This window comes from Microvirga brassicacearum (assembly GCF_008757455.1).
GTDB lineage: Bacteria > Pseudomonadota > Alphaproteobacteria > Rhizobiales > Beijerinckiaceae > Microvirga > Microvirga brassicacearum.
In genome coordinates this window covers 34,925-58,758 of sequence record NZ_VCMV01000003.1, presented here as the reverse complement: position 1 = coordinate 58,758, position 23,834 = coordinate 34,925, and the positions used below count along the sequence as shown (strand labels likewise).

Here is a 23,834-nt window from a genome sequence, read left to right as displayed (position 1 = left end):
GCCTTAAGGAACCCAGGTTGTTTCAGGCGCTTCCTGTTCGCCTCGCGGCGCGAACACGACTTTTTTTGCCGGCGCCTCGTGCAATACGCTGACCTCAAGCAATCGGGTTACCTGCGCGATCGAACTGACGGATTCAAGGGTCTCGAGACGTTCGAACAGCGGGGCAATCTGTTCCCGCGGAAGCGAACGGGACGCGCAATCGCTGAACTTCTCCCACAATTCGTCGGTGGTCATTGGATTGTCGCCGCCACGCCCGACAAGATTGTCGACACGTCGAGAGACGCGGCGGCCGTCCGTGAGCGTCACGATGACTTCGGCGCCCCATTGCTCTTCTGCATCGTCCGCCATGTCGGGATGAGGTTTCGCCTCGGTCAGGTCGAGAAGGCGCCGGATCACCGGATCGAAATGGGCGTCTCCCTCGAAATCCTTGAGCCGGACGGCGCCGTCCTTGAGCGCGCGCGCGACCACGTATTGAACGCTGAACTTGGCATCGAGCGACGTCTGCGGCTGAGGCGTATCGGTGTGGCGCAGGCGCCGGCCATGCGGCAGGATTTCGATGCGTGCAATCTGTTCGGTGTTGATCGTCTCCTCACGTCGGAGTTGAAGAGCCATCATGATCGCCGGATGCGTGCTTCCGCAGCAGGGGAACTGCTTGAGCCCGATGGAGGTCGCCTCGATCTCCCACGGTTCGCCCCAGTTCGTGAAGAGCTTCTCGATATCGAACGTGCCGGGACCGTTGAACACATTCAGGAAACCTTGATGGTGCTCGAACACGTCATCAGCTGCTTCGAAGCCGCCCTCGGCCAACAATGCGGCGAGCAATCCGTTGCGCGCGCTGTGGCCGATATGCAGCGGCTTTGTCATGGTGCCGAAATTGGCCTTGATGCCGCTAGCCAGAGACGCTGCGATCGACAGCGCCATGGCGGTCTTGCTCGGATCGAGATCGAGCAGTCGGGCGGCCGCCGCAGCGGCGCCGAATGTGCCGAGCGTCGCAGTGGGGTGCCAACCCTTGTCGTAATGGTGAAAGTTCACCGCCCGCGCTAGCCTGATCTCGGTTTCGACCCCGACCACGTAGGCACAGATGAACGCCTCGCCCGTGGACCCTCTTTCTTCGGCGAGAGCAAACAGCATGGCCACAAGCGGCACCGAGTGATGGCCGCCAAGCGCGCCGCTGAAGTCGTCGAAATCAAGCGCGTGCGAAGCGGTCCCATTGATCAGCGTCGCATCGAGGGCGCTTGTGCGACGCGCGCTTCCGAAGATCAGCGACGAGCCAGGGGCCGCCGCAATCCCTGGCGTTTTCAGCAGGATCTGCGTGCACGGTTCGGGAATTCCCGCGAGCGTCACGCCGACCGTATCAAGTATGCACGTTCTCGCCTGCGCGATCGATCGTTTCGTGAGGCTGCGCGCGTCGAACGCGCAGATCTTTTCCGCCAAAAGCTGGACGATGGTGCCGGCCGTCGATGACAGGGTCATCTCGCTTCTCCTAGATCTTTGACGATCAATTCATCGTGGCCGCATTGCGGCCTGCGATCCGGCCGAACGTGGCGCCCGATACCAGTCCCGTTCCCGCCGGATAGTTGTCGTAAAACAAACCGCCAACCATCTCGCCGCAACAGAACAGCCCTTTGATCGGACGCCAATCGGTGCCGACGACCTGTGCGTTCTCATTCACTTTCAGTCCGCCGAACGTAAATGTAATCCCGCCTGTGGCGCTGTAGGCGTAGTAAGGCGCCTTATCGATCCGGAGGCCCCAGTTGGTTTTCTCCAGCGCCAGCCCCTGGGTGGAAAGGCCGTCCTTTACGGTCGGATCGTAACCGTCTTCCGGTGCCCGCGCCGCGGCGTTGTATTCCCGCAGCGTCTTCAGGGCTTGTACCTTGTTGTCGAAATCGAGTTGATCGACGAGATCCTCCAGCGTGTCGGCGACGATCGGCTTGCTGGTCTGATATCGTGGCTCCAGAAGGTGCACCACCTTGGAGTCAAAAATCTGCCATGCCTTGGCGCCCGGTTCTGCGAGGATCGCCCGGCCAAATTTCGCATAGGTGAACAGCGCACCGTCCTCGCCCTCGTCGACGAAGCGGAGACCCTTGCGGTTGAGCATGACGGCGTAGACGTAACTCAGGCGATTGCTGCGATCGGTCATTTCGCGGGGCGCAAAATCGCCCCAATCCGCGCTGATCGGCGTCGCGTGGCAGCCGCTCCATTGACCCCACGGCATGGCGCCGATATTCATTGCCATGCGCAAACCGTCGCCTTGATTGTGCGGTGTGCCGCGAACTTTGGCCGCGCCCACAAGCGGACCGATATGTTGCGTGCGCATCTGAACGTTGGCTTCAAAACCGCCGCAACCGAGAACGACGGCTCGGGCATTCAAGGTCGAGATGCCCTCGTCGTCCTTGACCTTCACTCCGCTGATGCGGCCATCCTCTCCCACCAGCAGCTCCACGGCGGCGGAGCCATAGCGCACCTCGATGCCGAGGCGTTCGGCGGTGGCGAACCAACTCCGGGAGAGGCCAACACCCTCATGCTCGGCACGCACAACGAGGCCGCGCGCCCAGACCATGACATTGCCCTTCTTCACCGCTGAAAGTGAAATCGCCGGCTCCATTTTGACGCCGCCGGTGTTCTTCATCCACTTCACCGTCTCCTGGGAATTGGCGACGAGGAGTTTCGAGAGCACCGGGTCAGTGCGCCCGCTGGTGACGCGCATCAAGTCTCCGTGGAAATCATCCTTGGTGTAGGGCGAGATGCCGTCATAGAAGTTGTCGTACTCATTCTCGATGCCCGGCAGCAAATCGCCGATCTCACGCGGATCGTCATAGGCAAAGCGCAGCACGCCGCCGCTCCAATGGGTGTTACCGCCCCGCATATCCCGCGGCGCCTTCTCAAGAACGACAACGCGCTCCGCGCCGTTTTCCTTGGCGGACACAGCTGCCGCTAGGGCGGCGTTCCCTGCTCCCACGACAATGACGTCGTAAGCCTTTGCTTTTTCATCCTTCATGGCGGCGTCCCCTCGATCCTGCGGTTTTTGGCGCGAGCACGATCTGGCCCGCGAGATGCATTCCTTTCCATACCTATGTATACAATTATATGCAAGAGGGGGACCCGAGGCGTCGTGACTTAAGCGAGATAGCCGCTTGATGCCTGCTTTGGTCCCAGGGTGGAGGCGTTCAGAGGCGAACGATGCGCTGCTTCGAGGGCGGTGTCTCCGCGCGAGCCCCCTGCCGCTTTGGAGCCGGAATCACCGGCTCCTCCGTGACCATGCGCGTCGCCACGTGCATTCGCGCGTTGCGGACATGCAGGCGCATCGCGGCCTCGGCTTTGTCAGGATCGCGGGATTTGAGCGCAGCTACGACCGCCTTGTGCTCCTGGAAGGCTTTCGCGGCGCGGCCATCGAGTGTGCTGGATTTATAGCGATAGACGCGCAGGAGATCGTAAAGGTCGCCCGTGAGCATTTGTATGAGCTGGGCATTGCCGCTGGCTTTTACGATGCGGAAGTGGAAATCGAAATCCCTTCCCTCTTGGTAATAGCCGGTGCCGGCGCGCACGCTCTCCTGCTCGCCGTGCTCCTCGAGCAGTTGGTCCAGGCCCGACAGCTCTTCGTCGGTCATCCGCTCTGCGGCAAGCCGGCAGGCCATTCCCTCCAACGCCTCGCGGACAATGAGGAGGTCCGCCAGATCCTTGAGCGACAGAACCGCAATGTGGACGCCGATATTGGGCGTGCGTTCGACCAGCTTGCGGCCTTCAAGACGGCGGATGGCCTCCCGAAGCGGCCCGCGGCTAACACCCAACGAGGTCGCGAGCGCATGCTCGCTGAGCCGGCTGCCGGGGGCGAATTCGCCGCTCATGATCGCCTCTTCCAGACGCTGAGTCACGACGTCGACCAACGATTGGGCACGGACACGACCGGAAAGGAGTTGCGACATGACTAAACCAAATGTTGGCCGCCTCCGGTATGGGCGTGATCATGTTGCTAGCGCGAAATCACGCCGCGCGGAAGATGCTGTCCTCCAGGCCAACTTAGCCAAGATGTAAACTGTTGACAATAGAGATCGGTCGTGGCTGCTTTCTGTCACCGAAAGACGTCCGGAGGAACCTATGGTCGCAACGTCGCAAGCCCCTGAATTCACGATCGCTTCGCCGCCCGCTGAAAGCGTGGCCCGATTTGCGTCTCGACTTGTCTTTGACGATGTTCCGGTGGCGGCGACCGAAAGAGCGAAATTGCTCATCCTTGACGCACTCGGCGTCGGGCTCGCGTCGAATGCCTATTCGTTTTCCGAGCGCGCCATGGCGGGGATCGTAGCGCTCGCCGAGCGGGACGGCACGTGCAGCGTGCTGGGCCGCCGCGAGCGTCTCCCGGTGCGCGACGCGGCGCTGGCCAACGGGATCCTGATCCACGGCCTCGATTTCGACGATACGCATCTCGCCAGCATCATTCACGCCAGCGCTGCCTGTCTTCCGTGTGCGTTGTCCCTGTCGGAATCCCTCGACGTCGACGGTCGGCAGTTTCTCCTCGCCTACATGGCCGGGATGGAAACCGCCGTCAGAGTCGGTGCGGCCGTGAAAGGCGGGTTCCACCACGTTGGATTCCACGCCACCGGCGTCGTCGCTCATTTCAGTTCGGCCATCATCGCCTCAAAACTCTTAGACCTCGACGCGGATCAGATGATTTCCGCCCAGGGCATCGCCGCAAGTACGGCATCCGGCGTGCAGGTCTTCCTCGAGGAGGGAGCGTGGACCAAACGCTTTCACCCCGGCTGGGCCGCCGTCGCGGGTATCACGGCCGCTCGCCTCGCCCAAGCGGGTTTCAAGGGTCCTTCGCGTCCCTATGAAGGCAGATTCGGTCTTCTTCATGCCTATCTGCAAAGCTATGCGGAACACGCCGATCTGGGCTTGATCGCCGAAGGACTTGGTGAAACGTGGAACTTCGCCGACACCGCGATCAAGCCCTATCCGGTCTGCCATTTCATTCATGGCTGCGCTGACGCAGCAATCGAATTGAACCGCATCGTCGACGCTGCCGAGATCGCGGACGTGGAAGCTTTTCTGCCGAAGGACACCATGCCCATCGTGGCAGAGCCCACTGCGGCCAAACAAAACCCGACCACCGACTATGAGGCAAAGTTCAGCGCGCCATTCGTGGTGGCCACCTGCCTCATCAAAGGAGGGTTCGGTCTTCCGGAACTACAGCCCGAGGCGCTTGCGGATGCGGATGTTCTCGCCCTCACCCGGCGTGTTCGATGCTCGGTCGACAGCAATTCGGCTTTCCCGACGTTTTTCTCCGGCGGGGTCGAGGTCACCTTGCGCGACGGCAGCAAGGTCATGCGCCACGTGCGGATCAATAGCGGTGCCGGCGAGCGCGCTCTCGATCGCGACGGCGTGTCGGAAAAGTTCTTTGCCTCGGCGTCGCTCGCTATTCCGCTCGAACAGGCGCAGGAGATTCGGGACATCGTACTCGATATCGAGAACCGTCCGCTTCGGCAATTGGCTCAGGCATTGCGAGCGCGTTGACAGCAGCGCCTGCCAGGCCCTTGCGCCTGGTAGGCTACCGCTCCGACGCGGTCATGCAAAAAGCATCGGCTCGCACTGAATCACGCCTTCAGCCGCGCGCGTCCTCGTGAATGGCGCGGGGCGCAACCAGAATGCCATCGTCATCGGCATAGACCCAATGGCCGGGGGTGAAATCGACGTTGCCGAACGTTACCACGCCGCCTTCGGTGCCGATTCTCAGCTTGGTGCTCTTCTTCGGTGAATGGCCTAGAGCGAAGATGCCGAATTCCATTGCGCCGATCTCCGCGACATCGCGCAAGGCCCCGTTGACGATGATCCCAGCCCAGCGATTTTTGTGCCCGATCGCAGCAATCTGATCGCCGATGATCGCGCAGCGCGTCGAGCCCCCACCATCGACGACGAGAACCTGCCCCTCGCCGTCCTGTTCCAGGCGCCGCTTCAGAATCACGTTGTCCTCGAATGTCCGCAAGGTTGCGATCCGTCCGTGGAAAAATCGGCGGCGGCCGAAGAGGCGCAGCGGCAGATGGCAAAAGCGTGTTTCGGCGTCGTGCGTATCGACAAGATCAGCAGTCTTGATTGGCATTGGTTCTCTCTTTCAACGAATGTCTAGAACGTCTCCGTCACCACCGGAAACAACTCGGCCATGTCTTCCACCTGCATCAGATGAAAGACGTTGAAACGGTACGCTGCTCCAATTGTGACTTCGGGTGGCGTAAAGGGGAACGCCAGATTGCCCGCGGTAGAGACGCGGCCCTCATAACCGTAATGCAGCAGATATTGCTTGGTGGTGCGCACCACTTCCTCCGCCCGCTCAAGCGTCGGCGCGATGCATTCGCCCATGACAAGCACCTCGCGAGGCAGCACCGCAGTCTGATCCGACCAGGCCCTCACACCGTCTATTCCATAGACGCGGAAGGAAAGGTTGTAGTCCTCAGCGGTGTCCTCGCAGACGAGATCGCGCACAACGCGCTGGACGCCGGCAAAAATCGTCTCATGTTGCGCGATAAAGTTGGGATCGGCTGCTCCCGCGAGAAGGAGAGCCCTGAAGCCGACCCGCGATGCCCCTTCGAGCTTGAGCGTCTGGCGTTCCGCGGGCACGAAAACCGCTCCCGTGACGCGGGTTCGCCGCTCGTCCAACGCACGATAGGTAACGGCACGCAAATCCGTGTGCCCGGCAGGCTCCCGAATGTCGTACGGATCGGCCTGTTCGTAGAGACTGTGAGCGGCCACCGAGGTGGGGGTTGCGGCGCGCTGCGACGACATGCTTTCGAGATCGAACCCCTCATCGTCAAGAACGGCGAGGATCGTGTCGCGCCCGCCCGGCACGCAGCAAAGAGACGCGCATTCGACGATCTTTGCCATATGGGTCGCTAGTCCCAGCGGGAAGCCCAACATCGCCGGAATGCTGGCGAAGATGCCCGTATCGCAGGCACGGCCCGTCACGACCACATCGGCGCCTGTTTCCAACGCCCGCCGAAAAGCCTCCAGCCCCATCTGGCCGACAAGGTTCTCCGCTTCGTCGACATCCTGCTCGGTCAATGCCGGCATCGTGTCCATGGGCAATGTCTTGCCTGCCCGCACCGCGCGCTTCACCACATCGCGTGGAATGTCGGCCGGCACATAAGCAAGCTTGAACTTCAGACCGTCCGCCGCCGCAATCTCGCGGATCATCGAGAGCGTCTGATCGAGATGCGGCTTTGCGCCAGCCGAACCGGCCGAGCCGATGATGAGCGGAATGTCGTGGCGGCGCGCGGCGTTCAGCACTTTCCGCAGGTCGCGTTTCGCTCCCACGCGAGTCGGCGCCATTTCCCCACTGCCGAGGTAATGTGGCCCAATATCGATCGAGCCCATGTCGCAGCCGATCATGTCCGGCGATCGTCGCAGGCCTTCCTCCAATGCGGGTGTGGGGATGCCATAACCGAGTTGCCCGGAGGCGCCGAGAATGCGCAGTGGCCTGCGTTCTCTGGCGAATGACTCGATGAGCCGTTCGCTCGCGCTCATCGGCCGGTCTCCGAAAGTTCGATATCGAGAAGCGGTGCGTGCTGCTGGGCCCCGTAGACGTCACGGTCTCCGATATCGCCGGAAACGACGTCCCGCGGAATCGTGATTTTGACGGCGAGAGCCGGTGCAAAATCGATGACGCTGACGTTTTCCTCGGAACGCCCGTAACGAAGGGCAACTTCGCGCTTGAGATGCGCAAGTTGTTGTCGCGCCAGCTCAAAATCCGCCACGTTGGTGAATATCAAGTCGAATGTGACGAGGCAGGGTCCAGCATTTTTGCTGCGGATGACCTTGGCGATCTGTTGCAGTTGCATATCAGGTTTCTGACAGGAAAGCAGGAAGCGCGAGATCCAGGATTTCGGCTTCGGCGATAAGGGCAGCGCGGTCCTCCGTCGAGAGCGGGATGCCGTCCCGGCGTCTCGCTGCCTCGATCAACGCCTCCGGTTCCCCCGGCATCAGAATCGGCTGAGCCGCATCCATCCGGGGCGTCGCCTTGGCACGCTCGACCAAAGCATCGAGGCGATCGCGATATTCATCGGCCGACACCGCCAGTTCAGGTCGCAAGGCGATGAAGCAGTGTCCGACATTCTGAGGGCTGCTCTTGTCCAGATATTGATTGCCAACCTCGCCACCGAATGCGGAGCCGGACATGACGCCGGCCAGCACCTCCATCATGAGCGAAAGGCCGGATCCCTTTGGACCGCCGAGCGGCAGAATGAGGCCTTCATAAGCCTCGCGTGCATTCGTCGTGGGCCGCCCTTCCGAATCGAGCGCCCACCCTTCCGGAATCGGCTGGTTTTGCGCGACCGCGCGCCGGATCTTCCCGCGTGCCACGACCGAGGTCGCCATGTCGAGAACAAGCGGGCCGCTTCGGGTTCCGCCGGGCGTGCCAAAGGCGAACGGGCTCGTTCCAAGAAAAGGCGTGCGACCGCCCCATACCGGCATGGCCGGCGACGCGTTGGTGAAGACGAAGGCCGCCATACCGGCCTCGATCGCCTGTCGCAGATAGCTCGCCGCCATCCCGAAATGGTTGCTGTGATAGGCGAGAACGAGGCCGATACCGAAATTTCGTGCCCGCTCGATCGCTTCAGCCATCGCTCGGTGCGCGACGAGGAAACCCAGACCATTGTCGCCATCGAGCCGCGCTGCAGCCGGCGCCAGTTCATCGAGCACGAACATCGGACGCGGCTTTACGACGCCAAGGCGGAGCCGCTCCAGGTAGATCGGTACGCGGCCAACCCCGTGCGAGACGACGCCGCGCGCATCCGCCTCCACCAGGCAGCGCGCAACAATGAAGGCATCGTGTGTGGCGAGCCCCTGGGTCGCGAACAGCTCAGCGACAAAATTTTCGAGTGCCTTGACCGGAACTCCGTCGGGCTTCGCCCCAACCTCGCCCAAAGCTGTTCGCGCCATCACTTGCCGGTTCCAGCGGGCGACGACACGAGCCGGCAATTCTCTGGAGAGAAGCGGAGCATCACCGGCGAACCGACGTCGAAATCGCGCTTGGAATGCACCTTCACTTTCGCACCTCCCGCATCGACCACATATTCGGTGTAAGCGCCGAGATAGTGGCTGTCGCTGATGGTCCCGGGCAGACTTCGACCGGGTTTTCCAGCGTTCGCATCTTCCATGATGTCGATCCCTTCAGGCCGCAGCATGGCTTGATACGTCCCTGCTCCGTTGAAGGAGCTGTCATCGACATCGATGAGCGCGCCGCTCGGCGTTCTCCAACCAGCACCTCCCTCGACGCGCACCACATCGATGAAGCTCGCGCGGCCGACAAAGTCGGCGACGAAGCGGTTGACCGGGCTGCGGTAGAGTTCCTTTGGTGTCCCCGCCTGCTCGATCCGGCCACCGTCCATGACGATGACGCGATCCGACATGGAGAGCGCTTCCTCCTGATCATGGGTGACGTAGACCGCAGCCACATCGAGCTTGCGCTGCAATCGCTTGATTTCAACGCGCGTCCCCTCTCGCAACTTCGCGTCGAGGTTCGAGAGCGGCTCATCGAACAGGAGCACTTTCGGCCGGCCGACGATGGCACGCGCCAGAGCGACGCGTTGCTGCTGGCCGCCGGACAACTGCGATGGATGACGGTCCTTGAAGGGACCGAGACCCACGATGCCGAGCGCCTCGTCGACCTGCTTTGCGACATCCGCCGCGGAGACTTTCCGGATCGACAGCGGAAAGCCGACATTTTCGCCGACCGTCATGTGCGGCCAGATCGCGTAGCTCTGGAACACCATGCCGACTTGACGCTCGTGGGGCGGAATGAGGATGTCCTGATCTGGCGCGGAGACAATCCGATCGCCGATGCGGATGATGCCGCCTGCCGCATCCTCGAGACCCGCGATGCAGCGCAGCGTTGTTGTTTTGCCGCAGCCGGACGGGCCGAGAAGACTGACGAACTCGCCGCGACCGACCTCGAAGGAAATGCCATGTACGACGGTCATGGCGCCATAGCGTTTGACCAGGTTTTCGACGGTGATGCTCATGATGGTCTCCGGGTCAGCCTTGCCGCGCCGCCGGCACGAGCCGGCTGATCAGCCCCATGGCCACGAAAATGATCAAGGTTGCGACGACCGAAAGTGCGCTCGCCAAACCCCAGTTCGCTTGTTCGAAAAACGACCAGATCGAGATCGACACAACGGCGGTCGATGCCGTGTAGAGCAGGATGGCCGACGAGATTTCTCGGAAGAACGCCATGAAGAGAAGAAAATAGGCGCCCTGGACCGAAGGCCGCACGAGCGGCAGCAGGATCTTGGACACGCCTTCCAGCGGCGTGGCGCCATTGACCCAGGCGGCCTCTTCGAGGCTCTTGTCGATTTGGACCATCTGGCCTCCGATGGTCTCGGTCGCGTAGGGAAGAAAACGGGTCACGAAGGCGATGATCATGAGCGCCAGCGTTCCGTAAAGCGGCAGGGGCAGGTAGGCGTAGGCCCACAACAATCCGAGGCCGAGCACGATTCCCGGCACGCCAAACGGCAAGCTGACGAAGAAATCGAGGATCCGGTAGCCCCGCGGCTGGAGCCGCAGCGTGAAATACGCGCACATCAAACCCAGCAGCACGCCGGCCGCCGCACCGACGCCGGACACGAGAAGCGTGTTCCAGAAGCTGCGAATGGTCGATGCACTTTCGATGATGTAGGCGTAGTTGCGGATCGTATACAGGCCATCGAAAGGATTGGCGGTGAACCATTTCAGCACGGATGTGTAAATGAGGATCGTCATTGGAAGGATGAGCGCGAGAAATCCGAAGCCGAAGCAAAGAATATACGCCAACCATTTCCAGCGGCCGAGCGGAATGGGCTTCAGCCGGCTGGCTTTTCCGGTGACCGTGGTGAGACGCCCGGCGCTGGACACACGACGCTGAGCCCAGATCGCCGCGCCTGTCATGGCGCTGAGCGCAACGCCGATCGCGGCGGCGAGCCCGTAATCGGTGGGAGAGAAGCGCACCAAGAGATAGAGCTGTGTCGCCAGCATATTCACCTGACCGGGAATCCCGATCAGCGCTGGAATCGCGAATTGCTCGATGGTGATAATGAAGGTGAGGATGAAGCTTGAAATGAGCGAATAGCTGAGAAGCGGCAGCGTTATGCGCGTGATCACCCGGGACGGTGTTGCGCCGGCGGTGCGCGCGGCCTCCTCGTAAATGCCATCCATGCCCATGATGGGGCCGCGCATCGTCAGATAGACGAACGGCACCTGATGAAGCACCATCACAAGGACAATGCCCATTGTGGTGTAAATGTCGATGCGAAGCCACGAGAGACCCAGCATGTCGTCGACGACGGCGTTGAAGATTCCGCCGGGCGCGCCAATGATGATCCACGCCATCGCAAGGATGAAGGACGGAAAATAGAATGCGAGTCCCACCAGCATGGTGACGACTTTGCCGTATTTGAAATCAGTGCGATGGACCAAAAGAGCGATCGCGGTTCCGATGACGATGCACAGCGCAGAAGACAGCAAGCCGATCCACAGCGTCGTCCCGATCGTTGCGATCACACCGGGTGATGCCAGCCCCTCATAGTTGCGCAGCGTCCACTCCGCGGGCATCCCGGGAGCGGCGGTCCTGAAACTGCCATATATCAAGGCCGCGATGGGGATCGTCACCATCGCGACGACGATGATGAAGGTCGCGCCATAGGCGCATTTCAGCAAAGTGTTGCCGGTTCGGCGGGAAGCAGGCTTCCCGATTACAACGTCGCTCAGGCCGATGGTCTGATCGGACATGCCTTCTCCTCTCGCCGGGAGATGCGGGGCGGCACATGCCGCCCTCGCACCGAGCCGTTGTCATTGAATGCCGAAGACGGTTCGCCATTCGTTGATGATCTTGGCCTGACGTTGAGGCGTGAGGATCTTTTCGCCGTCCACCACATTCGGCACCTGCGAGGTCGCCGGCAGGTTGCTCAGCGGGGGCGCACCCTTCCGCGTGACCGAAAGTCCGCAATATTTCTGCAGCGCTTCCTGACCATCCTTCGTCATCAGCCAATTCACAAAGACGCGCGCTGCGTTGGGATGAGGCGCCTTGGCGGCGACGAAAGCCTTGTTGGCGGAGAGCGTGGTGCCTGATGCCGGATAGACGAACCCGACCGGCGCACCGTCTTCCAGAAGCGGGTTGAGGGGCAGATCGGTGAGCTCGGCCACGCTGACATCGCCGCGCAGAACTGCCTGGATGATGCCGCCGGAACCTTCGAAGAAACGAACTTCGTTATCCTTGAGTTTCTGCGCGGGATTAGTGATGCCTTTGTCCTCCCAGAACGCGACGACCTGCTGAATCGAGACGGAACGCCAAGGCGGGTTCATGCCGACCTTGCCTTTCCATTTCGGATCGAAAAGATCAGTCCATTCTTTCGGCGCATCGGCTGGCTTCACCTTCGACTTGTTCCAGATGATGGCTTCGCGCGCGTATTGCAGGGTAAAGACCTTGTTGGCCTCATTGATTTCTGGCGGGAAATTCGGCAGTTCCGGCGGCGTCCACTCTGCCATCCAGCCAGCCTTCATTCCCTCGCTGATGCGTTCGTCCGGGAATGTGATCAACACATCGGCGATGTTGCGTCCGGCATTGAACTCGGTCTGGAAGCGCTCGATCAGTGGATTGCTGCCGAGGCGGATCTGCTCGGGCTGGATATCCGGGTAGGCCTCTTTGAACTTTGCAAGAAGCGGCTCGATGCCGTTGGGCTGCAGGTTGTTGTAGAAGGTCAGAGTTCCTTCCTTCTTCGCTGCGGCGACGACCTGATCCCACGAAGGTGACGGCGCTTGCGCTTGCGCGGCAGGGCCAGCGAGAGTGGCAACGGCGAGCGCTCCGGCAGCAGCCGCAACAAGGCCAAACGACCGCCGGGTCGGTATCCGGTAAGACAGCATTTAAATCCTCCCAAAGACTGCAAACAAAAGCCTCTTCCCGGGCCTCAGACGAAAGAGTAGGAACCAAATTGGAAACTGTCAACAGTTGACGATCCATGTTGTTCGTCGGATATAAGCGAGCCGACACTGCATCGAACTGGACAAAGCGATGACCTTGCAACTCCCAACGAGCCGGGCTTCGGACCGGCCGCTTTCCGGGGATCTCTCCGAGCGCCGCCGCGCGTTTCGCAACCTCGTGGAAGCGCGTGATTCAGTGTTGCTGCCGGGGGCCGCGAACGCACTGACGGCGCGGATTGTGGAAGATCTGGGCTTCCAGGCCGTCTACCTGACCGGCGCCGGCCTCACGAATACACATTTGGGCATGCCCGATCTCGGGCTGATCACCGCAACGGAGATCGCCGAATCTGCGGCGCGGATCAGCGATGTTTGTTCGCTGCCGCTGGTGGTGGATATCGACACCGGGTTCGGAAACGCGCTCAACGCGTACCGGACAGTTCAATTGCTGGAGCGGGCCGGAGCCGCGGCGCTTCAGATCGAGGATCAGGTCTTCCCCAAGAAGTGCGGGCATTTTGCCGGCAAGGGCGTTGTGCCGCTGCCCGAGATCATCGGAAAGCTGAAGGCCTGCCTCGATGCGCGCCGGGATCCCAACACGCTGATTATTGCGCGCACGGATGCGCGCGCCGTCGAGGGTTTCGACAGGGCGCTTGAGCGTGCCCATGCGATGACCGAGGCCGGAGCCGACATCATCTTCGTTGAAGCGCCGGAAAGCGCCGATGAACTACGCCGCATTGGGCAACTGCCTGCGCCGCAACTCGTGAATGTCGTCATTGGCGGCAAGACACCCATGCTGGAACTCGAGGAGTTGAAATCCTGCGGGTTCTCCCTCGCGCTTTATGCGAACGCCGCTCTTCAGGCGTCAGTCAAGGCGATCCAGGATGTGTTGCTCATCCTCAAGAACAACGGGTCGCTAAGAGGCGCAGAGGACCAACTTGCCACTTTCGCCGAGCGCCAACGCATCGTCGGCAAAGATGTCTACGACGCAATCGAGAAGCGCTACGCCGAGGTCTGAAGCGGCGATCGCGCGTCGCTCCACAGACAATGGATTCCTGTCAATACGGGCTGTTGCGCATGGCCCGCCGCAGATCCAGTGCCTTCAGCACATGAGCCCGAGCATCCTGTTCGGCCTGCGCCGCATCCCGTCGCCCGATCGACTCGACGATCATGCGGTGCTCTGCAGCGGCGCCGGCAAGACGCCCCTCGGCGGCCATGGTCGTCGGCCCCAGGAGCGCAATGGCATCGTTGAGCGCATGAAGGCTTTTCATCAGAAAGCGATTATGCGCCGCGGTGTAGATGGCGCCGTGGAACGCCAGATTGTGTCGATACCGCACGATCGGATCCGCCGGCAGCGACGCTTCGGTCTCGACAAGGTTGACCAGCGCCTCGAGATCCCGCGCGCTCGCGTGCCGCGCAGCCATTGCAGCCGCGGCCCCCTCAAGCACGCTCCGCATCTCATACAGTTCGTCCATTGCTTCGTCGTCGAGCGAGGCCACCACAAGGCCGGTCCTCGGCTTGAGATTAAGCAGGCCCTCAATCTCCAGCCGTGATAAAGCCTGGCGGGTCGGAGTGCGGCTGACGCCGAGCCAGGACGCAAGCTCGATCTCCCGCATACGGCGGCCGGGCGCAAATCGTCCCTCAACGATCTCCGATCGCAACGCCGCATAGGCGTAGTCCGCAGCGGAACCATAGCGCTCGCGTTCAGCGGGGTTTCGCGCAGCAAGCGCGGTCTCGATCGTCATTCCGGTCTGTGCCCTCGTTATGCTTGGAGGCGAGCATACTGCAATCACATTGCAAAGTCGGTCGAAATGCTCTTGAATTTTTATGTATACAGTCGTACTCCGTAATCGACAAGTGACGCCGACTCAGGCCGCCGGAGACCCAGGCGCGTATTGGGAGGCACAGGGTCCCAGGGAGGGCAGCGTGGCGCAGAAACGTATTCCCGCCGTGTTCATGCGGGGCGGTACATCAAAGGCCGTCGTCTTCAATCGCTCCGACCTACCGTCCGATCCGGCGGAGTGGAACGACATTTTTCTCGCCGTCATGGGATCGCCGGATCCGAACGGGCGTCAACTGGACGGCATGGGCGGCGGCATCTCGTCCTTGTCGAAGATCTGCATCGTGGGCCCGCCGACTAGACCCGACGCGGATGTGGACTACACCTTCGCGCAGATTTCGGTGAACAGCGACGGCGTCGACTACAGCGGCAATTGCGGCAACATGTCGTCCGCCATCGGCCCCCTCGCGGTGGAGTCCGGACTTGTGCCGGCGCCCATGGACGGTGAGGCGACCGTTCGCATCCACAACACCAATACGTCCAAGATCATCATATCCCGCTTTCCCGTGCTCGACGGTCTTCCTGATACGGGCGGCGATCTTGCAATCGACGGCGTCGCTGGCACCGGTGCGCCGGTTCGGCTCGAATTCACTGATCCCGGCGGCGCTAAAACAGGTCGGCTCCTGCCGACCGGCCGGGTCCGGGACCAGCTTGATGTTCCGAACCTTGGCACGGTGACAGTCACGATGGTCGATGCGGCCAACCCCTGCGTCTTCGTTGAAGCGGCTATTCTGGGGAAAGACGGCACCGACCTGCCGGAAAAGCTGGAAAGCGATGCTGCGTTTCTGGCGCAGATGGAGGCCATCCGCTGCGCTGCATCCGTTGCCATGGGGATCGCGCCGGACCTCGCAACCGCTCGCGCAATTCCAAGCGTGCCCAAGGTCGCGATGGTGGCCGCGCCACGCCCTTCCCCCACGCTTTCGGGCCGTCTGCTCGGTAGTGCCGAGATGTCGATCATGATCCGGATGATCTCCATCGGTCGGCCCCATCGCGCCGTTCCGATCACTGGCGCGATTTGTCTCGGAATTGCGTCCCGCATCGAAGGTTCCGTACCCCATGGGTTGTCGACGGCGGGCGATGGCCCGATCTCGGTCGCCCATCCGTCCGGTGTTACCGTCGTGGATGCAAAAATCGAAAACGCCGGCGATCCTTCACGCGCCAAGGCACTCCATGGTGCGGTTTACCGCACAACCCGTCGCCTGTTCGAAGGTCACGTTCTCTACAGGCCGGCGCCCCTCTCTTCAGAAATTGGAACGCCGCAGGCGGCTGAATGAATCTCACGAACGCGTTCGCCCAAGAGTTACAAACCTTTGCCGCCAGGCCTTTGGATGCGTCGTCACGAGACGCAGCGATTGCACTCTTCGTCGATGGTCTGGCTGTATCGGCGCTCGGAGCAAGAGATCCCGGTCCAGGTCTGATCGCCGACCTCGCCATCGAATCAGGAGCCGGTCCGCAGGCGACCTTGATCGGGCACGGGACGAAAAGCTCCGTGGCGGAGGCCGCCCGCGTGAATGGCGCGGCGATGCATGCGCTCGATTTCGAACCCATGTGGAATCCCGCCAATCACGCGTTGTCGACGACCCTCCCGGCTGTTCTCGCATTGGCCGAACGCGAGGCCAACGACGTCCATAGCGCGACCACGCTCTCCCTCGGAAGCCGGATCTTGTCGGCTCTGGCCACCGGAATCGAGGCGCAAGCCCGACTCCGTCTCTCGTCCGGTCAGTTCGAGCCCGCCGATCTGGTCTTTCACCCCCCGGGTGCGGTCGGACCCATCGGCAGTGCTGTCGCGTGCGCGGTGTTCCTCGGCCTCGACGGCGATCACCTGACACACGCGATCGGCATCGCGGCATCGCGTGCGGGCGGCATTCTTGCGAATGTCGGCAGCATGACCAAGGCTCTGCATTGCGGCCAAGCCGCTTCCAGCGGGCTCGAGGCCGCGCTTCTCGCCGCCAAAGGCTTCACCGCCGACGGCGATGCGCTGGCCGGGCCACGCGGGTTTGGCGCAGCCTTCTTCAGAGATGGCTTTGCGCCCGAGGAGCTGACAAAAGCCCGCAGCGCGCCGCACATCACAGAACCTGGTCCAGCCTTCAAGCTTTACCCAAGCCAGTATGGAACGCATTTCGTTATTTGTGCGGCCCGCGAGGCGCATGCAAAACTTCCGGCCGGCGCCTCCATCCGCAATGTGCGCATCATATGTCCGCTCATGCCCTATGTGGACCGACCAACGCCCGTGAGCGGTCTTGCCGGGAAATTCAGCTTCCAATACACCGCCGCGGTAGCGCTCCTCGACGGCGATGTGACCGATCGGAGTTTTACCGATGAGCGCCGTTTTGCGCCGGATTTGGTCACTCTCCTGAAGTGCATCGAGGTTGTGCCGGATCCCTCGCGAGAAGGTCGCTTCGACAGGATGCATGTCGATCTCATGATCGAATGCAGTGACGGAACCATCGTGGAAACGCGTTGCGATGGTCCACCCGGCATCTGGGGACGGCCGGCCGGCGCGGATCTGCTGCGGCACAAGGCCCACGGCTGTCTTGCTGCCGCGTTCGGCAACACGGATGCTGAACGTATTTTGCCGCTCGCGCAGGACATTGAGGGTCTCAACAATCAGCAATTTGTCACGCTGATGGGGCTGATGGGCGGCCGCACGGATCAACCGGCGAGCGCGTCCAGTGCAGGACAAAACCCCACATGAGCACCGAGGCTGAAGAGGGTGAAGTCATATCAGCTCTGCCAAACAGAGCAACGCCGCTCGAACTTTTCATCGGGTTTGCGTCGATTGCGGTTGTCGGCTTCGGCGGGGTCATGCCCTGGGTGCGATGGCTTCTGGTCGAAAAGCGCGGCTGGTGCACCGAAGACGAGTTCATCAATCTCTTCGCGCTCAGCAATTTTCTGCCCGGCGGCAACGTCGTCAACATTGCGGTGCTCATCGGTTCGCGTCTTGGAGGCTTTGGCGGCTCTGTTGCGGCTTTGGCCGGACTCGTGGCACCGCCGGCGATCATTGTCTGCCTTGTCGGCGGATTATACAGGAGCTTTGGTCATCTCCCGGCGGCTCAGTCCATGATACACGCGGCCGCCGCATCGGCTGCCGGACTTATCGTGGCGATGGGGATTCGCATGGTCTACCCCATGCGCAAGAGCCCGCGCGCTCTCGCCGTCGTGGCAATCGTTCTTGTTGCATCCGTCGGTTTTCGCGTCCCGCTCGTCTGGATGCTCTGCCTTATCCTGCCTGCAAGTCTCGCCGCGGCTCATTGGACCAGAAAGTAATGGACCGCCCCATTACACTTCTGGTTCTCCAGATTCTGTTTTTGTCCTCCGTGGCGGTCGGCGGCTTCATCACCACCGTACCAGAGCTGCATCGCTTCGTCGTCGACGTCCACGGTTGGCTGAACGACGGAACGTTCGTGGCGCTGTTCGCTCTTGCCCAAGCGGCGCCGGGGCCGAACATGATCGTGGTGACGTTGGTCGGTTGGGAAATAGCAGGCGCCACGGGCGCAGCACTTGCCACCGCAGCCGCCTGTTTACCGACGCTCGTGATCGCCTACACCGTCTCTCGCTTCTGGTCTCGCTACAACAATGTGGGCTGGTACCGCACTTTCGAACGCGGCGTGGCACCGTTCGCGGTCGGGCTTATTCTGGCAACCGGAGTGATCCTGACGGACGGCGCGGCGGATGACTGGAAGAGTTACGCGCTCACCGGAAGCACCATTGCGTTCATGCTCTTCTCGCGCCGAAGTCCTCTCATCCCGCTTGCCATTGCGGCGGCCGCGGGACTGGTGGGGTTTGTTTGACCTTGCGCCGTCCGCTTGACCAAACACCCGTCGCAAAACGAACTTAACGCCCGGAGAATGAACATGCGCCTTGCCGTGCTCGACGACTACCAGGCGATCACGCTCAAGATTGTGGACTGGTCCAAGGCGCCGAACGTGACGGTCGTCCCGTTTACGGACCACGTCCATGATGAAGCCCAGTTGGTGGCTCGGCTCTCCGAATTCGATGCCGTGATGCGCATCCGGGAGCGCACTGTCTTTCCGCGCTCAGTCCTGTCGCGCTTGCCGCGGCTAAAACTTCTGCTGGCGACGGGCATGCGCAACGGTCGGTCGATTGATCTCGCGGCCGCGAAGGAACTGGGGGTTACAGTCTGCGCAACGGATGCCCTGCACCAGACAACTGTCGAACTGACCTGGGCGATGATCCTCTCGTTGTTCAGGCGCATTCCCCAAGAAACGGCGTCGCTCCGCGCCGGCGGCTGGCAAATCGGCCTCGGGCGCGGTCTTGCGGGAAAGACCCTCGGTGTTCTCGGACTCGGCGCAATGGGAGTGCCGGTGGCGCGCATCGGTCAGGCGTTTGGGATGAAGGTGGTGGCCTGGAGCCCCAACCTGACGCCCGAGCGAACGGCCGAACATGGTGTCGAGTGTGTGTCAAAGGCCGATCTGTTCGCCCGATCGGACGTCGTCACGATCCATATTCCCCATTCGAACACCACGGAAGGTATCGTCGGCGCGGGCGAAATCGCATCGATGAAGCGCTCTGCCTATCTCATCAACACATCGCGGCCCGGGTTGGTTGATCAGACGGCCCTCATACGAGCCCTCGAGAACGGGAAAATCGCCGGCGCCGGAACGATGTCTTCGAGATCGAACCTCTGCCGGTGGAACACCCCTTTCGGGTTCTCCCGAATGTCGTCGCCACACCACACATTGGTTTCGTCACGGAGGAGAATTATCGACTGTTCTTCGAGCAGTCGCTGGAAAATCTCATCGCCTTTCAGAGTGATCGCCCGATCAGAACCATTTCGGCCGAGCGGCCTTTCCTGCCTGACTCACAGGTGGCAGCGCGCATGCACGGTGACCGCTACGGAATCTAAATGAAGGCAGCGTGGTGCTCGCAACCTCCTGCGCGGTTGGCCACGGTCACTGGACTTTTTCAGGACATGCGGTAGGCAGGCCGCAACATCTCTCCTGAACCGAAGCCTCATCATGGATCCTGCAACAGTCGCCTTCCTTGCCGCTTCCGGCCTCGCGGCGGGCCTCGTCAATGCGATCGCAGGAGGCGGAACATTTTTTACGTTCTCGGCGCTGCTTGCGGCGGGACTTCCTCCGATCGTCGCCAATGCAACGAGCGCGGTCGCCGTAACTCCGGCCAATCTTGCAAGTGCCTGGGCCTATCGCCGTGAGCTGGCCGCGAATGCAAGGCGCTTCACGGCCCTCGGTGTGGTCAGCCTGTTCGGCGGTGTGGGCGGGGCATACGTGCTCACCACCACCGATAACGCGTCATTCCGCCAACTCGTGCCGTGGCTCTTGCTCTTCGCCACGGTTCTGTTCGCCGCGAGTCCAAAAATTGTGGCGCTCGCACGGTCGATCGCACGGCACGAGGGCCACCATCCATCGACCAAGGCGTGGCTCGGCGGCCTTGTTTTTCAGTTCGCGGTTGCGGTCTATGGCGGATTTTTCGGCGCCGGCATGGGCATCGTCATGCTGGCGTCTCTCGCTATCACCGAGGGTGACGACTTTCACCTGATCAATTCGGCGAAGCATCTGTGTTCGACGCTGATCCAGCTCGTCGCCGTCATCCTGTTCATTGCCGCCGGCATCGTGGCTTGGCGAGAAACCATGATCGTCGGCGCGGCATCTGTCATTGGCGGATATCTCGGCGTGGTGTTCGGCCGGCGCCTGCCGCCACATGCCATCCGCTGGCTGGTGATCGGTGTCGGCGCATCGCTGACGCTTTACTTCTTCGTGCGCTGATCGGATCAGCATCGATCCATCAGCCGGCGGCCGCCCATAGGCAGGAATGTTACGTTTCGGTTAGAATTCCTATCTAGACCAGCGCAAAATCGATTTGTGCGACCGTTTCCTGATCGACGGCCGCCATCTGCACCGCATCCACGTCCATATCGATCTCGCCGTTGGCGTAGGCCACATCGATGGCGGCATCCTGATCGGCATCGACCTCCTGGATCACGTCGATATCCACCTTGATGGCGTAGCGCTCTTCCAGATCGTCCTCGATCTGGATGTCGATGTCGACATCCTGTTCGAGTTCAATGTCCTGGTGAACCTGAACCGTCCCGCCAGGGGGACCGTCAGTAATCCACATGTCCAGCTTTGTGTCCTGTTCGATTTCGATCGAGTCGCTCACATAAAGATCCACATAGAGCACGCCGTCGGCACCGAAGATTTCGAGGTCGATATCGATCTCCTGCTCGATGCGCATGTCCTGATCGAGCCGAATGACGAAATGTCCGTCTCCATCGATGATGAAGCCGAAGTCGACGTCCTGATCCATCATGATATCTTGGTCGATATGCAGGCGCGCGACGACCTCCCCCGCATAGCCGCGGACGACGATGCTCGCGTCCTGGTCGACTTCTGCAATCTGCGTCAGGTTGATGCTGTGAGCATCATCGGTCTCGCCCGCCGCGCTGCCGGCCGTGGGCCATTCCGCGGTGCCATCGCCCCTGGCAGTGATGGGGGAACTGTGTCCAACGGTACGTGGATCGTGATCGCCTGTCCCTTCGGTGGATTCTTTCCCGGATGGCTGCGACACGGAGATCGCCTGGATTGCTGGCGCGGGCATCAGGTGAAGACCCGTAGCCTCACCCTGAATCGCCTCTGGAGCATCGAAGACAGGGTGAGATGACGGGATGGCCGCGAACGGCGTGGGTGTGCCGCTGTGCTCTTCCTCGCTGTCGCCCGCAGCATCGGAAATTCGGTGAAGCCCAGGGGCGTCAAACGCAGCACCATCTTCCGGGACGGGACCTCGACAGACCTCACTCTCAGCCGCGGCGATTGTGGTCGGAGCAGCCGCCATGAGCGGCAGCAGATCGCGGGTGTCCTTGTCGGCAGGAAGCATCTCGACCTCGGCGCTCAATCGCACGTAACCCCATCATGCGCGCGCGCTCTCCCACTTCCAGAGGCCTCTTTCGGTAGGGTGGGTTAATCCGCTCGGGCGAGCCTTCGCGTTAATCGCGACTGTGCCGACGGCACTCGTGCAGGCGTCGCAATCTATCCGAAGGAAAGGACATTCCTCCGGGCTACCCACGGGTGATAACGAAACGAGATAGTATTCATATACAATAGCCCTTTTTAGTTCATTTATTCCCTACCATGGATTACGCAAGAAATGTTTGGCAATGCACAACTTGTGTTAACGTAGACTTGCTCAGTTCAGGGCAAGCATAGCGTGACGTGCCGTCGAGTCAGCGCATCGGACGGTGCTCCTGGAATATCATGGTGGCGAATTACTCTGAAAGATGTACGACTTAGCTCCTGATTTTTGATCTCATTGTTCAAGGCAAAGCAGTTGCTCTTAAGCTGGTGCGGCGCTTTGCCTGAGACGATCTCTTTGACCTGTCAAAGGGGGGTCGTTATGCCAGCATATCGTGCAGACGAGGGAATGGGTGAGGCGATCATTGTCGTTGACGATGAGCCATTTTCCCAGGAATGCGTCGTCGAGGCCCTGCGGGGGTCGTTCCCTGGTGCGATGGTCGACGGAGTGGCGTCGGTCGAGGATCTCTATCGCCCCGATGGAATGACCGTTGCGCTCGTGCTGCTGAAGGCCGCGGGTTTTCCGACGTGGGACGCCATCTCGAGAGCCGTCAAGACTCTTGAGCGTTACTCCCCTAAAGCACCCGTTGTGCTGATCTCCGCGAATGACGCCATCGACGTCTTCAAGGCGATCGCTGCGGGCGTGCAAGGCGTGGTGCCCGTGACGGCTTCTCTCAGGGTCGGAGTGGCTGCACTCCGGTTGGTCATGGCCGGTGGAACCTATTATCCACGGCCAGGCTTAAACGATCTTGCTTCACCAAACGGCGCGACGAGGAACGGCCATTCGGATCCCTTCCAACCGTCTCATTCGTCCCCGGTAGCGCCGGGGCCGATCGCGGTAAGCGAAAAAATTTCACCCTCCAGTTTCGACGAGGACCCACCGCCCCTGCTTCGCACGAACGGCGCGCGCGTCACCTTCACGACGCGCGAAGCCGATGTTCTGGCCTTGCTCCAGAAGGGGCACTCCAACAAATGGATCGCCGATCACCTCAAGCTCTCGGAGAATACGATCAAGGTTCATATCCAGCACATCATGCGCAAATTGCACGCGACGAACCGGACCGAGGCGGTGGTTCTCTCCGTCTCCCAACTCGGCACCTATTGAAGCGGGACGCCTCCTATCTCAAGGGTTCCAAACAATGCCGCGGCGGTTTCGGAGCGTGCGTAGAGCTTGGCGCTACCGTGTCCGAGACCCGCAACCTCGACCAGAGACCAGTTGAAATCCGAACCATCGGCCGCAGCACTCGCCCGCGCCACCTCGAACACCGCCCGGCCACGGGCGTATCGCGTCGGCCCCTGCCGTTCCGCGCCCGGGCTTTTGTCCAACCCTTCCCGCTGCAAATCCCCGTTCGCCAGAAGGATGACGATGGGCGAGCCGAGATAGCGTCTGCGATCCGCCTCATCGACGATGGCGAGCCCTCCGAGACCATACGGATATTTTCGCTCCCAGAGTGGAACGACGTAGCTGCCCGGATTCGCGAGCACGATCCTTTGCGCCTCGTTCTTGACGAACGCTGCGAACCGGCTGAGAAACTGCGCTCCGGCCGAGTGGCCGATGAGGGAGTAAGGCAGCGTTCGCGATCCCTCGCGTTCGCGCAGCGCCTCGATCAGATCAAGGAGCAACTGGCCGGTGCGGCGGCCTTTTGGTTTCAGCCGAAACTTCCTGGTGCCGTTTTCTTCGACAACGTTGCCGATGCCGCCGAACTGGTATGCCCAGCGAGGAAACCGTCCCTCGTCGAAGAGGGGCGCCACCACCAGAGCACAGCCGGCCTCCGCCAACGGAACAGCGTTGTCGCGGGCGAGCCGAGGATTACGATCCGAGCCGTGGAACACCACGATGAGAAGGCCATTGCCATAACAGGACGGTTTGTAGGCATAGACCTGCCAGATCGCCTCGCCGGCTTGGATGTCCCGTTCCGACTTGCCCACCGCGAAAGGCTCGCTCCGCAGAGCCGGCGAGACGAATATCAGGGCGATCGCGAGGACCAGCCCCCATCCGTGACGATTCCGCTTCATCA

At 61.3% G+C, this 23,834-nt stretch carries 22 protein-coding genes; 9 read left to right on the top strand and 13 right to left on the bottom strand.

Annotation, left to right across the window (positions count from 1 at the left end; translation table 11 throughout):
* Nucleotides 1–3 precede the first annotated feature (3 nt).
* The 3 genes from FEZ63_RS01855 to FEZ63_RS01845 form a co-directional block, all read right to left on the bottom strand.
* Nucleotides 4–1,473: an MmgE/PrpD family protein gene (locus FEZ63_RS01855; RefSeq protein WP_150941943.1), complete on the bottom strand. Its 1,470-nt coding sequence runs from the start codon at nucleotides 1,471–1,473 to the stop codon at nucleotides 4–6.
* Between the two features lie 25 nt (nucleotides 1,474–1,498).
* The gene (gene tcuA, locus FEZ63_RS01850) at nucleotides 1,499–2,998 is read right to left on the bottom strand and encodes an FAD-dependent tricarballylate dehydrogenase TcuA (protein WP_150941942.1); all 1,500 of its coding nucleotides are present in this window, start codon (nucleotides 2,996–2,998) and stop codon (nucleotides 1,499–1,501) included.
* A gap of 169 nt (nucleotides 2,999–3,167) precedes the next feature.
* Nucleotides 3,168–3,923, bottom strand: a complete 756-nt coding sequence (locus FEZ63_RS01845) for a GntR family transcriptional regulator (protein WP_150941941.1) — start codon at nucleotides 3,921–3,923, stop codon at nucleotides 3,168–3,170.
* A 172-nt stretch (nucleotides 3,924–4,095) separates the two neighbouring features.
* Between FEZ63_RS01845 and FEZ63_RS01840 the strand changes: the two genes are divergently transcribed.
* Nucleotides 4,096–5,508, top strand: a complete 1,413-nt coding sequence (locus tag FEZ63_RS01840) for an MmgE/PrpD family protein (protein WP_150941940.1) — start codon at nucleotides 4,096–4,098, stop codon at nucleotides 5,506–5,508.
* An 88-nt stretch (nucleotides 5,509–5,596) separates the two neighbouring features.
* Here FEZ63_RS01840 and rraA read toward each other — a convergent pair whose 3' ends face one another.
* From rraA to FEZ63_RS01805, 7 genes are read right to left on the bottom strand one after another with little or no spacing between them, the layout of a single operon-like run.
* Nucleotides 5,597–6,091, bottom strand: a complete 495-nt coding sequence (rraA, locus tag FEZ63_RS01835; protein WP_150941939.1) for a ribonuclease E activity regulator RraA — start codon at nucleotides 6,089–6,091, stop codon at nucleotides 5,597–5,599.
* Nucleotides 6,092–6,114: 23 nt separating this feature from the next.
* Nucleotides 6,115–7,509 carry an acyclic terpene utilization AtuA family protein gene (locus FEZ63_RS01830; RefSeq protein WP_150941938.1) on the bottom strand — a complete coding sequence of 465 codons (1,395 nt, stop codon included), beginning with the start codon at nucleotides 7,507–7,509 and terminating at the stop codon, nucleotides 6,115–6,117.
* A complete protein-coding gene (locus FEZ63_RS01825; RefSeq protein WP_150941937.1) occupies nucleotides 7,506–7,823 on the bottom strand; it encodes a DUF4387 domain-containing protein in 318 nt (105 codons plus the stop codon). The genes FEZ63_RS01830 and FEZ63_RS01825 overlap by 4 nt, the downstream gene beginning before the upstream one ends.
* A gap of 1 nt (nucleotide 7,824) precedes the next feature.
* Nucleotides 7,825–8,922: an Ldh family oxidoreductase gene (locus FEZ63_RS01820; protein ID WP_150941936.1), complete on the bottom strand. Its 1,098-nt coding sequence runs from the start codon at nucleotides 8,920–8,922 to the stop codon at nucleotides 7,825–7,827.
* Nucleotides 8,922–10,004: an ABC transporter ATP-binding protein gene (locus FEZ63_RS01815; RefSeq protein ID WP_150941935.1), complete on the bottom strand. Its 1,083-nt coding sequence runs from the start codon at nucleotides 10,002–10,004 to the stop codon at nucleotides 8,922–8,924. Before FEZ63_RS01815 ends, FEZ63_RS01820 begins: the two co-directional genes overlap by 1 nt.
* Nucleotides 10,005–10,017: 13 nt before the next feature.
* Entirely contained in the window at nucleotides 10,018–11,745 is a 1,728-nt protein-coding gene (locus FEZ63_RS01810) for an ABC transporter permease (protein ID WP_150941934.1), read from the bottom strand.
* Nucleotides 11,746–11,805: 60 nt separating this feature from the next.
* A complete protein-coding gene (locus tag FEZ63_RS01805; protein WP_150941933.1) occupies nucleotides 11,806–12,876 on the bottom strand; it encodes an ABC transporter substrate-binding protein in 1,071 nt (356 codons plus the stop codon).
* Nucleotides 12,877–13,024: 148 nt separating this feature from the next.
* Between FEZ63_RS01805 and FEZ63_RS01800 the strand changes: the two genes are divergently transcribed.
* On the top strand, nucleotides 13,025–13,945 hold the full coding sequence (locus tag FEZ63_RS01800) for an isocitrate lyase/PEP mutase family protein (protein WP_150941932.1): 921 nt from the start codon (nucleotides 13,025–13,027) through the stop codon (nucleotides 13,943–13,945).
* Between the two features lie 40 nt (nucleotides 13,946–13,985).
* Here FEZ63_RS01800 and FEZ63_RS01795 read toward each other — a convergent pair whose 3' ends face one another.
* Nucleotides 13,986–14,672: a GntR family transcriptional regulator gene (locus tag FEZ63_RS01795; RefSeq protein WP_150941931.1), complete on the bottom strand. Its 687-nt coding sequence runs from the start codon at nucleotides 14,670–14,672 to the stop codon at nucleotides 13,986–13,988.
* Nucleotides 14,673–14,853: 181 nt separating this feature from the next.
* On the opposite strand from FEZ63_RS01795, the gene FEZ63_RS01790 reads away from it, so the two are divergent.
* The 6 genes from FEZ63_RS01790 to FEZ63_RS01765 all read left to right on the top strand — a co-directional run bounded on the left by FEZ63_RS01790 (nucleotide 14,854) and on the right by FEZ63_RS01765 (nucleotide 20,514).
* Nucleotides 14,854–16,041: a 2-methylaconitate cis-trans isomerase PrpF family protein gene (locus FEZ63_RS01790; RefSeq protein WP_150941930.1), complete on the top strand. Its 1,188-nt coding sequence runs from the start codon at nucleotides 14,854–14,856 to the stop codon at nucleotides 16,039–16,041.
* The gene (locus tag FEZ63_RS01785) at nucleotides 16,038–17,462 is read left to right on the top strand and encodes an MmgE/PrpD family protein (RefSeq protein WP_150941929.1); all 1,425 of its coding nucleotides are present in this window, start codon (nucleotides 16,038–16,040) and stop codon (nucleotides 17,460–17,462) included. Before FEZ63_RS01790 ends, FEZ63_RS01785 begins: the two co-directional genes overlap by 4 nt.
* A complete protein-coding gene (locus FEZ63_RS01780; RefSeq protein ID WP_150941928.1) occupies nucleotides 17,459–18,034 on the top strand; it encodes a chromate transporter in 576 nt (191 codons plus the stop codon). Before FEZ63_RS01785 ends, FEZ63_RS01780 begins: the two co-directional genes overlap by 4 nt.
* Nucleotides 18,034–18,558 carry a chromate transporter gene (locus FEZ63_RS01775; RefSeq protein ID WP_150941927.1) on the top strand — a complete coding sequence of 175 codons (525 nt, stop codon included), beginning with the start codon at nucleotides 18,034–18,036 and terminating at the stop codon, nucleotides 18,556–18,558. The genes FEZ63_RS01780 and FEZ63_RS01775 overlap by 1 nt, the downstream gene beginning before the upstream one ends.
* A 63-nt stretch (nucleotides 18,559–18,621) precedes the next feature.
* Nucleotides 18,622–19,638, top strand: coding sequence for a D-2-hydroxyacid dehydrogenase family protein (locus FEZ63_RS01770; RefSeq protein WP_275552326.1), 1,017 nt, complete (start codon nucleotides 18,622–18,624; stop codon nucleotides 19,636–19,638).
* 108 nt (nucleotides 19,639–19,746) lie between these two features.
* Nucleotides 19,747–20,514, top strand: coding sequence for a sulfite exporter TauE/SafE family protein (locus FEZ63_RS01765; protein WP_150941926.1), 768 nt, complete (start codon nucleotides 19,747–19,749; stop codon nucleotides 20,512–20,514).
* Nucleotides 20,515–20,587: 73 nt separating this feature from the next.
* Here FEZ63_RS01765 and FEZ63_RS01760 read toward each other — a convergent pair whose 3' ends face one another.
* Nucleotides 20,588–21,622: a hypothetical protein gene (locus FEZ63_RS01760; protein WP_150941925.1), complete on the bottom strand. Its 1,035-nt coding sequence runs from the start codon at nucleotides 21,620–21,622 to the stop codon at nucleotides 20,588–20,590.
* Nucleotides 21,623–22,138: 516 nt separating this feature from the next.
* On the opposite strand from FEZ63_RS01760, the gene FEZ63_RS01755 reads away from it, so the two are divergent.
* Complete coding sequence (locus tag FEZ63_RS01755; RefSeq protein WP_150941924.1) at nucleotides 22,139–22,921, top strand: response regulator transcription factor; 783 nt, start codon at nucleotides 22,139–22,141, stop codon at nucleotides 22,919–22,921.
* Here the strand turns inward: FEZ63_RS01755 and FEZ63_RS01750 are convergent.
* Nucleotides 22,915–23,832, bottom strand: coding sequence for an alpha/beta fold hydrolase (locus FEZ63_RS01750; RefSeq protein ID WP_150941923.1), 918 nt, complete (start codon nucleotides 23,830–23,832; stop codon nucleotides 22,915–22,917). The two genes, FEZ63_RS01755 and FEZ63_RS01750, sit on opposite strands and share 7 nt — an antisense overlap.
* Nucleotides 23,833–23,834: the final 2 nt, after the last annotated feature.

Bases quoted from the DNA above. Each gene is read 5' to 3' on its own strand.
- FEZ63_RS01855 (WP_150941943.1), bottom strand. From the start codon at position 1,473: ATGACCCTGTCATCGACGGCCGGCACCATCGTCCAGCTTTTGGCGGAA.
- tcuA (WP_150941942.1), bottom strand. From the start codon at position 2,998: ATGAAGGATGAAAAAGCAAAGGCTTACGACGTCATTGTCGTGGGAGCA.
- FEZ63_RS01845 (WP_150941941.1), bottom strand. From the start codon at position 3,923: ATGTCGCAACTCCTTTCCGGTCGTGTCCGTGCCCAATCGTTGGTCGAC.
- FEZ63_RS01840 (WP_150941940.1), top strand. From the start codon at position 4,096: ATGGTCGCAACGTCGCAAGCCCCTGAATTCACGATCGCTTCGCCGCCC.
- rraA (WP_150941939.1), bottom strand. From the start codon at position 6,091: ATGCCAATCAAGACTGCTGATCTTGTCGATACGCACGACGCCGAAACA.
- FEZ63_RS01830 (WP_150941938.1), bottom strand. From the start codon at position 7,509: ATGAGCGCGAGCGAACGGCTCATCGAGTCATTCGCCAGAGAACGCAGG.
- FEZ63_RS01825 (WP_150941937.1), bottom strand. From the start codon at position 7,823: ATGCAACTGCAACAGATCGCCAAGGTCATCCGCAGCAAAAATGCTGGA.
- FEZ63_RS01820 (WP_150941936.1), bottom strand. From the start codon at position 8,922: ATGGCGCGAACAGCTTTGGGCGAGGTTGGGGCGAAGCCCGACGGAGTT.
- FEZ63_RS01815 (WP_150941935.1), bottom strand. From the start codon at position 10,004: ATGAGCATCACCGTCGAAAACCTGGTCAAACGCTATGGCGCCATGACC.
- FEZ63_RS01810 (WP_150941934.1), bottom strand. From the start codon at position 11,745: ATGTCCGATCAGACCATCGGCCTGAGCGACGTTGTAATCGGGAAGCCT.
- FEZ63_RS01805 (WP_150941933.1), bottom strand. From the start codon at position 12,876: ATGCTGTCTTACCGGATACCGACCCGGCGGTCGTTTGGCCTTGTTGCG.
- FEZ63_RS01800 (WP_150941932.1), top strand. From the start codon at position 13,025: ATGACCTTGCAACTCCCAACGAGCCGGGCTTCGGACCGGCCGCTTTCC.
- FEZ63_RS01795 (WP_150941931.1), bottom strand. From the start codon at position 14,672: ATGACGATCGAGACCGCGCTTGCTGCGCGAAACCCCGCTGAACGCGAG.
- FEZ63_RS01785 (WP_150941929.1), top strand. From the start codon at position 16,038: ATGAATCTCACGAACGCGTTCGCCCAAGAGTTACAAACCTTTGCCGCC.
- FEZ63_RS01780 (WP_150941928.1), top strand. From the start codon at position 17,459: ATGAGCACCGAGGCTGAAGAGGGTGAAGTCATATCAGCTCTGCCAAAC.
- FEZ63_RS01775 (WP_150941927.1), top strand. From the start codon at position 18,034: ATGGACCGCCCCATTACACTTCTGGTTCTCCAGATTCTGTTTTTGTCC.
- FEZ63_RS01770 (WP_275552326.1), top strand. From the start codon at position 18,622: ATGCGCCTTGCCGTGCTCGACGACTACCAGGCGATCACGCTCAAGATT.
- FEZ63_RS01765 (WP_150941926.1), top strand. From the start codon at position 19,747: ATGGATCCTGCAACAGTCGCCTTCCTTGCCGCTTCCGGCCTCGCGGCG.
- FEZ63_RS01760 (WP_150941925.1), bottom strand. From the start codon at position 21,622: ATGCTTCCTGCCGACAAGGACACCCGCGATCTGCTGCCGCTCATGGCG.
- FEZ63_RS01755 (WP_150941924.1), top strand. From the start codon at position 22,139: ATGCCAGCATATCGTGCAGACGAGGGAATGGGTGAGGCGATCATTGTC.
- FEZ63_RS01750 (WP_150941923.1), bottom strand. From the start codon at position 23,832: ATGAAGCGGAATCGTCACGGATGGGGGCTGGTCCTCGCGATCGCCCTG.